Genomic DNA, 2069 nt, shown 5'->3' on the forward strand with positions numbered 1-2069 from the left:
GTCATCTTCTGGCGGGTTTCATACGTGCTGCCGACGATGCCGTTGACGTAAGTGGAGCTGGTGTCGGTGTAGGTCAGCCAGGTGACTTCGTTGACCTTGGTGCGCTCGTAGTTCGCGCCTACCACCCAGCGCAGCGCGTTGTGGGAATCGTTGGCGATGCGCACTTCCTGCGTGAAGCTCTTGATGTGGCCGCTGTCGCTGCGCAAGTCGAGGTCGCGCAGCGCGGTGCCGCCGCCTTCGGTGGTGTTGTCGAACTTGAGGTCGGTATAGCCGGTCAGCGAGGTGACGGTGATGCCGCTGAAGTCGTAGTCCATGCGGAACAGGCCCTGCAGCATGCGGTTGTCCTGCCGCGGGCGATAGTCGGTGGACCAGTCGGCGGCGCGGGCATTGTGCGGTGCGTTGGGGTAGGTCGCCTGCGGATAGGGCACGGGGCCGTCGGCATACGTGAACGGCGCGATGGCGGGGGCGCCGGACACGTCGTTCTGCGGCACGAAGGCGATGCGCTGCGGGGCCTGCGGCTCACTCTGGTCGCGCCAGCCGTTGAGGTTGAGCGAGGCCTTGAAGTCGCTGCTCGGCTCGAATTCGAGGATCATGCGCCCGGCGATCGTATCGGCGCGGCCGTTGCGATCGTCGCGGGTATAGCTCTTCTGCCAGGGATCGCCGTTGACCGCCTTCACCGCGATGCGTCCGCCCAGGGTATCGGTGATCGGGCCGCTGATGAAGCCGTTGGCTTCGATCGTGTTGAAGCGGCCGTAGCTGAAGGTGGCGCCGCCCTCCAGCGTCGGTGTGGGCGTGTTGGCGACGAAGTTGATCGCGCCGCCGGTGGCGTTGTTCCCGAACAGGGTGCCCTGCGGACCCTTCAGCACTTCGACGCGCTGGAGGTCGAAACCGGTCTGTGCGGACATCACCGGCAGCGCCAGCGGGAACTGGTCCATGTAGACGGCGACGTCGGGGTAGGACGCCAGCGAACTGTCGTAGAAGCCGACGCCGCGGATCGTGTAGACCGGCGTGGCGTTCGGCGTCGGCGCGAAAGTGAGGCCCGGCGTCACTTTCGCCAGGTCCGCGATGTTGGAGATGTTCTGGACCTTCAGCGCCTCGCCGCTGACCGCGCTGACGGACGAGCCGACTTCGCTGAGGTTCTGTTCGCGCTTGTTGGCGGTGACGACGATCTCGTTCGTGCTGGCGGACGAGGGCGGCGATGTGGTTTGGGGCGCTGTTTCTGCGGTCTGCGCGTTCGCATATGTCGCCGAAAGGCCCAGTGACAGCAGCGATCCGCCTGCAAAAAGCACAGCGCGTGCATGCATTTTCATCGATTATCCTCCCCATGGTGCGGCGCTTTGCGCTCGCCGGTTGCATTTGCTTAACCTGACCAATTGGAATTCTAATGAGCGCATTTGGCGCGTCAAGCCATTATTCGAACTTGTGATCTGCTGCTGATCTACAGGTTGCCAAAGGCTTTGAAGTTGGGCGTGATGATCGATTTATATACTGTAATTCATAGATAAATATCGGAGTTATGGTGAGCATGACCGATGCGGTTGGTGCCTGCCTTCCGGCATTCCCGTGCCGTTTTTGCTGGGCTGGCTATTAGTCATATGGTCAGATAATTCGTGATGGGGAGTAAAGGCGTGAGCTGGATTCGCCGATTTTGACGACTTTGCCTGCGATCTCTGTGTCCGGCCGTGCTCCGCGGCAAGAATCATATTGACCGTTTGGACAGTTTAAATCACATCGACATTCACAACGCATGCCTCGGCAGAGACCGGCAGCGAAAAACGGAGGGCGAGATGCCGAAGTCCAAGACCATCATCAGCTGCGCCGTGACGGGCTCGATCCACACCCCGTCGATGTCGCCGCATCTGCCGGTGACGGCCGACGAGATCGCGCAGAGTGCGCTTGAGGCGGCAGAGGCCGGCGCGGCGATCGTCCACCTGCACGCGCGCGATCCGCAGACCGGCAAGCCGGTGCACGAACCCGAAGACTTCGCGCCGTTCCTCAAGGTCATCAAACAGGCGAGCGACGTGGTGGTGAATATCACCACCGGCGCCTCGCCCTATATGCCGGTAGAA

The 2069-nt window shown here is 61.9% G+C and carries 2 protein-coding genes; one reads left to right on the forward strand and one right to left on the reverse strand.

Features of this window, described 5'->3' with window-relative positions:
• The coding region (locus HWN72_RS30550) for a TonB-dependent receptor (RefSeq protein WP_211152306.1) at positions 1-1310 on the reverse strand (1310 nt) is incomplete at its 3' end.
• Between the two features lie 477 nt (positions 1311-1787).
• On the opposite strand from HWN72_RS30550, the gene HWN72_RS30555 reads away from it, so the two are divergent.
• A partial coding sequence (locus tag HWN72_RS30555) for a 3-keto-5-aminohexanoate cleavage protein (protein ID WP_211152307.1) occupies positions 1788-2069 on the forward strand: 282 nt, incomplete at its 3' end.

The sequence above is a fragment of the Novosphingobium sp. HR1a genome (assembly GCF_015594425.1).
GTDB classification, from domain to species: Bacteria; Pseudomonadota; Alphaproteobacteria; order Sphingomonadales; family Sphingomonadaceae; genus Novosphingobium; species Novosphingobium resinovorum_A.